6 protein-coding genes are annotated in these 5,184 nt (G+C 34.0%); 4 read left to right on the forward strand and 2 right to left on the reverse strand.

All coding sequences use genetic code 11. The features are described 5' to 3' along the window. Positions 1-910 (forward strand): NAD-dependent epimerase/dehydratase family protein (locus tag ACWVCY_RS09055; RefSeq protein WP_455142239.1); only part of this gene is annotated, 910 nt, incomplete at its 5' end. Positions 911-929: 19 nt separating this feature from the next. After that, positions 930-1,625 (forward strand): hypothetical protein, encoded by a 696-nt coding sequence (locus ACWVCY_RS09060; RefSeq protein ID WP_455142241.1) that lies wholly within the window; start codon positions 930-932, stop codon positions 1,623-1,625. A 151-nt stretch (positions 1,626-1,776) separates the two neighbouring features. On the opposite strand, the gene ACWVCY_RS09065 is transcribed toward ACWVCY_RS09060, so the two are convergent. Together ACWVCY_RS09065 and ACWVCY_RS09070 are read right to left on the reverse strand one after the other, a co-directional pair. Next, a complete protein-coding gene (locus ACWVCY_RS09065) occupies positions 1,777-2,337 on the reverse strand; it encodes a thiamine pyrophosphate-dependent enzyme (RefSeq protein ID WP_455142242.1) in 561 nt (186 codons plus the stop codon). After that, the gene (locus ACWVCY_RS09070; protein WP_455142243.1) at positions 2,334-2,837 is read right to left on the reverse strand and encodes a hypothetical protein; all 504 of its coding nucleotides are present in this window, start codon (positions 2,835-2,837) and stop codon (positions 2,334-2,336) included. The genes ACWVCY_RS09065 and ACWVCY_RS09070 overlap by 4 nt, the downstream gene beginning before the upstream one ends. Positions 2,838-3,065: 228 nt before the next feature. On the opposite strand from ACWVCY_RS09070, the gene ACWVCY_RS09075 reads away from it, so the two are divergent. Both ACWVCY_RS09075 and ACWVCY_RS09080 read left to right on the forward strand, forming a co-directional pair. Next, positions 3,066-3,851: an alpha/beta fold hydrolase gene (locus tag ACWVCY_RS09075; protein WP_455142245.1), complete on the forward strand. Its 786-nt coding sequence runs from the start codon at positions 3,066-3,068 to the stop codon at positions 3,849-3,851. A gap of 127 nt (positions 3,852-3,978) precedes the next feature. Then, on the forward strand, positions 3,979-5,043 hold the full coding sequence (locus ACWVCY_RS09080) for a phosphotransferase enzyme family protein (protein WP_455142247.1): 1,065 nt from the start codon (positions 3,979-3,981) through the stop codon (positions 5,041-5,043). Positions 5,044-5,184 lie beyond the last annotated feature (141 nt).

Genomic DNA, 5,184 nt, shown 5'->3' on the forward strand with positions numbered 1-5,184 from the left:
AGTTCGAGCTGGTGTAAGAGACTCGCAAAATACACAGAGAAATAACCACCTATTAGATCTTGGTATTGAAATAGTAGATGCTGATTTAATGAACCCTGAGACCCTTCAAAAGGCGGTTGAAGGCGTTGATGGAATTTTTCAGGTTGCAGCAGTCTTTGCCCTCAAAGCAAAAGATCCGCAATCTGACATTATCGATCCTTCTGTAACTGGAGGATTAAATGTTCTTAAAGCTGCAAAAAAAGAAGGGGTGAAACGCATTGTTTGGACTAGTAGTATGGCAGCAGTCGGAATGGGAACCACTCCTGACAAACCTTTTAATGAGGATGATTGGTACCATCAAGCTAAAAATCCCTATTATTATGCTAAATATAAAGCGGAGTGGGAAGCATGGAAGTACGCGGATGCTAATGATTTAGACCTAATAACAATTAATCCAGGATATATTATTGGCCCAAATTTCTATAGACATACCCCGACAACTCAGATTATGGAAGATATGTTATCAAACAAATTTCCAATGATTCCGCCTATGCGACTTAATTTCGTTGATGTTAGAGATGTTGCTTTAGCTCATATCTTAGCTTACGAAAAGAAAAAGGCAAAGGGGCGTTATATCTGTGCAACAAATATCTTAACTTTTAAAGAAACCTTAAAATTGCTTCATGGTTTGTACTCCGAAATAAAGGTACCTCGGTTTCAGATGTCTCCTCTGTTAATGAAAATATTTGCAATTTTTCTACCAGATGTTACACGCGAAGAAGCAAGGGTTAGTGTTGAAACCTGTATTTATACAGATACTTCGAAAATTCAGAGAGACCTTGGTTGGAAACCAAGACCCCTCAAAGATTCATTGCAGGAAACAATCCAATGGATTAAAAATAACGGGTTCCCTTCAAATACTAAAAAATAAAAATCGAGACGGATAAATAATGACACTAATAAATCGAAAACAGATTTGGGATAATGATAATGCACCAAGAGTGATCACATCAACTCTAGGTGTTCTTGTTGGATTAGCTGGTATAGAACATGGGATTCTAGAAGTACTTCAAGGGAAAATGACTCCAGATAGCATATGGATTGATGCAATTGGTCCAAGACAAAGGTTCTGGGAGTATGCAACTGAAAAAGCTATTACAATAATTCCTAACTATTTCTGGACAGGTGTCCTTGCAATATTTTTCGGTCTAATTGTAACAATCTGGGCAATTTTTTTCATTGAAAAGAAATATGGTGCTCGAATCCTGTTTCTTCTTTCAATTATACTCTGGTTGGTTGGAGGTGGCTTTGCACCAATATTCTTTACTATATTTGCCACACTTACGGCAACTAGGATAAATAAACCGCTAACTTGGTGGTATGTACATCTCTCTGATAATGTACGGAGATTTCTTGCTAAGTTATGGCCGTATTCTCCTATCGCTTTAGTGATAATTTTCTGGACGGGAGTAGAAATCGCAATTTTTGGATATCCATTACTGTGGTTCATTAATGCCGATCTAACTTATGGTATTCAATGGACTTTAGGTTTCAGCATGCTTGGATTAATGTTGATAGCCATCCTCTCCGCATTTGCTTATGACATCCAGAATCGGTCCCTTTCACAGCAAGTTAGTAGCCTATAATCCCAAACATCTCTAAACGAATCATTAACCTCAATCAACAAACATTTGGGGATTTATTGTGTGAGGAGGGAATTTTTTGTCAAAAAATATTTTAATTGTGGTTTTTGATGAATTAAATAATCTCTATGAATATATCGAAACTAATTGTCTGTTAGCTACCAAGCACGATCCGAAATCTTTCTTTTATTTCTTCTGGATGCCAAGGAATATTTTCTAAATCCTTTTTAGACACTTTGATGATTAAGTGTAAAATTGAAAAAGTATCTGAATTGAGAAATTTAGTTAAATCGTAATCTAGATGGTCCTGCGAGGCTCTTTTGGAACAATAAAATTCTATATTTAATGAATTAAAGAATTTAGAATAATTAATAACTGAAGAAACAGTTTTTTGGCCGCCAGTAGTATAATATTGGTTATTATCAAGAATGAGAATTTTCAGATTCTTAGGTTTGTAAAAAACAGCAGTAATAGAAGAACCTAAACCCATTAAAAAGTTACCATCTCCTGTTATTACGATAACTTTCTTGTCTGGGCTAGCTAATGCCAAACCTAATCCAACAGAAACTGGTAAACCCATAGAACCTCTGAGATAAACTTGAGGTTTAGGAAGAAAATGATAAGCTTCCCTACTGATGTTTCCATTAGAACTTACAACTATATCATTCTCATTAAGATGGCTTTTTAGAGCAGAAATTACTTCATAACCCTTCATTGACACAATACTCCTTTTCTGACAAGCAAAGCGACTGGAGAGGAAGTTTCCTCCATTTTTTCTATAGCTACAATCATTCTTTTTTCCCAATTTTCTTCTAGTAAATCCCAATAAGGAATCTTTAAGGCTTTCAGAACTGGTTCATTTACTTCCCCCATAAGTGAATGTTCAGGAAAATCTTTATCGATTTCTAGCCCTCTATAACTGATTAGCATTAGTATTGGTAGTTTGTATAACTGGGCTAATGAAGTCAAAGCGTCTCCGATATTTCCTAAACCACTATTTTGCAGGTAAACAATTGCTCTCTTATCTGCAAAGGCTACACCAGAAGCAATACCTATAGCTTCATCTTCCCTAGTAACATAAATGTGTTTTAATTTTGTTTCTGCTTCATGAGAAACTAAAAAAGCTAGAAAATCCTTAAAATAAGAGCATGGCACACCACTGATATATTGAAATCTCTTCTCTAAGAGTGCTAAGAATTTATTTGGATCAATCATTATACATCATCATTATTTAGTATAATTAACTGAATAAATTTCTATCAAAGTAAGTTCAACAGAAGATTTTTGATTATAATAAACTTTTCAACACATTTTTTAAGTTTTAAAAGAATAGATAATCCTTTGAATTTTTTTCTCAAACCTTTATTTTGTATGAAAACAGTTTAATTAAACTAGCATCCTATGATTGAAGCGAGGTAGGATTAAGTAATGTTGAGATATCACGTGAGCATAGAGTCAGAATTTAAAGTAGCAGTAATGATAAGGATTAGCAAACAAAGGACGAATGATGTGATTGTGTTCCTTCATGGATTTGGTTCATCAAAGGAGCACTTCATTAAAGCCTTTTCCAATAAGTCCTTGAATGACGTTGATCTTGTAGCTCTTGATCTTATAGGCTTTGGTGAGAGCAGTAAAAATAAGGAATTCAGTTATAGTATGACAGATCAAGCAACAATGGTCATGAAAGTCTTGGAAAAGTTGGTTATTGATACCTTTCATCTGTGTGCTCATTCCATGGGTGGATTGGTAGCCCAAGAGCTCGCAGAAAGATTTCCTGAAAGGGTGTTAACATTTATGAACCTCGAAGGGAATCTTACTATCGAAGATTGTTTCATGACAGGTTTAGTTTTCAAGAGTAGCTTCAATGAGTTTCAACGAAGGGGAAGGAAGGAACTGGAAGAGCAAATTGATTTTAGAGTTTCGTGCGATCCTAGTCTGCTTTCCTACTTAAAAACATTTAGACAAGCTTATACACTAGCTCTGTATAAAAGTGCTGAGGATACAATTAAGATTTCCAAGGATCCACAGCTGATAAAGAGGTTCATTGATCTACCCAAGAAATGTTACTTTTACGGGGAAAAGAATAGGGGAAAATTCTCAGCTGAGAAAATACTTCATGAAGCTGGCCTACAAGTTTTTTACATTGAAAAAGCAGGTCATTCAATGGCGGAAGAAAACCCTGATCAACTTTATGCTTATGTCAAAGATTTTATCACCACTAACAAATGACAAACATTGAATTTTATATAAAATTAAATTTACATTCAGCAGAGTGGAGATATTTTTCTAATCCTGTATTAATATAGGTTGTAATGGATTTACTATTTTTCCACCTTTTTTTATAAAGGGAAATCCAATGGTCACAATTACAATTTTTTTAGCAGATGAAAACGAAATGGAATATGAACAGAGTTTAAATAATTCTAGAGTTGTTTACTTTCAGATTTGTGAATTATATGGTGTTTCGTTAGAAAAATTAATTCCAGTTAAAGGTGGTCTTGTTAATCTAATCTATGAATTTACTCAAAATGGGACAAGTTATATTATTCGAGTAAGTTCACATAAAAGCAAACAAGAAATACAATCGGAATTAGAATGGATCCTATTTCTTAATATGTACGGGATTTCAGTTTCAATTCCAGTTCCCTCTATTCAAAATAACCTTATAGAATTGCTTCAGTATAACCGAAGAACCCTCCCCTGTGTTTGCTTTAAGAAAGCTATCGGGAAATCACTCCTTAAATCACCTGAGTTAATGGATAAATCGCTTTGGAATAACGATTTGTGGATCAAATTGGGTCATCTCATGGGAAAAATGCATATATGCACAACTTTTTATAGTCCAAAAGACTCTATTGCTTATAAACAAATAGATGAGGATACTATCTTCGATTCTGATGTTTTTTCTGAAAAACCTGAACTCAAGGAAAAATTTTTTAGCATAAAGAAAAAAATTCTTAATCTTCCGCGTCCTAAATACGCCTATGGCCTCGTTCATAATGATATAAACTTTTGGAATTTTGTATTAGCAGAAGAATCACTTATACTATTTGATTTTGATGACTGTGGCTATAACTGGTACATTCATGACATCACTACCACATTTCATATGATTTCAACGTATGTACTATCTTCAGGAGAGTATTCATCTTTTCCTAAATTTTTACGCGCATTTTGGATTGGTTATAGATTAGAATATTCTTTAGATCCTTATTGGATAAGTTTAATTCCACTATTTCTTCGTTTTCGGTTATTTCACGATTATTTTGTGTTTAATCGAATGTATCAGAATAAAGAATTCGATCCTGAAGATATGGATTTCTTTCTTCAAATAATAATTGACTTAGAAGAGCGAATTCATTCTGATAGACCTTTCATCGATTTCCCTGTCGAAAAATGGTTGGAATACGCGGATTTTTAAAATTAGAAAAATAATAAAGATTATCAATAAAGTAAAGATAAACAGGTTAATGCGCCTTCACATTTTTGAAATTCTGTTATGTCTAATGTTATGACCTCAAATCCTTGTTCCCTAATCATCTTAGTTACTGCGGGATAACCA

The organism is Candidatus Hodarchaeum mangrovi (assembly GCF_975850365.1).

Bases quoted from the DNA above. Each gene is read 5' to 3' on its own strand.
- ACWVCY_RS09070 (WP_455142243.1), bottom strand. From the start codon at position 2,837: ATGATTGATCCAAATAAATTCTTAGCACTCTTAGAGAAGAGATTTCAA.
- ACWVCY_RS09080 (WP_455142247.1), top strand. From the start codon at position 3,979: ATGGTCACAATTACAATTTTTTTAGCAGATGAAAACGAAATGGAATAT.
- ACWVCY_RS09065 (WP_455142242.1), bottom strand. From the start codon at position 2,337: ATGAAGGGTTATGAAGTAATTTCTGCTCTAAAAAGCCATCTTAATGAG.
- ACWVCY_RS09060 (WP_455142241.1), top strand. From the start codon at position 930: ATGACACTAATAAATCGAAAACAGATTTGGGATAATGATAATGCACCA.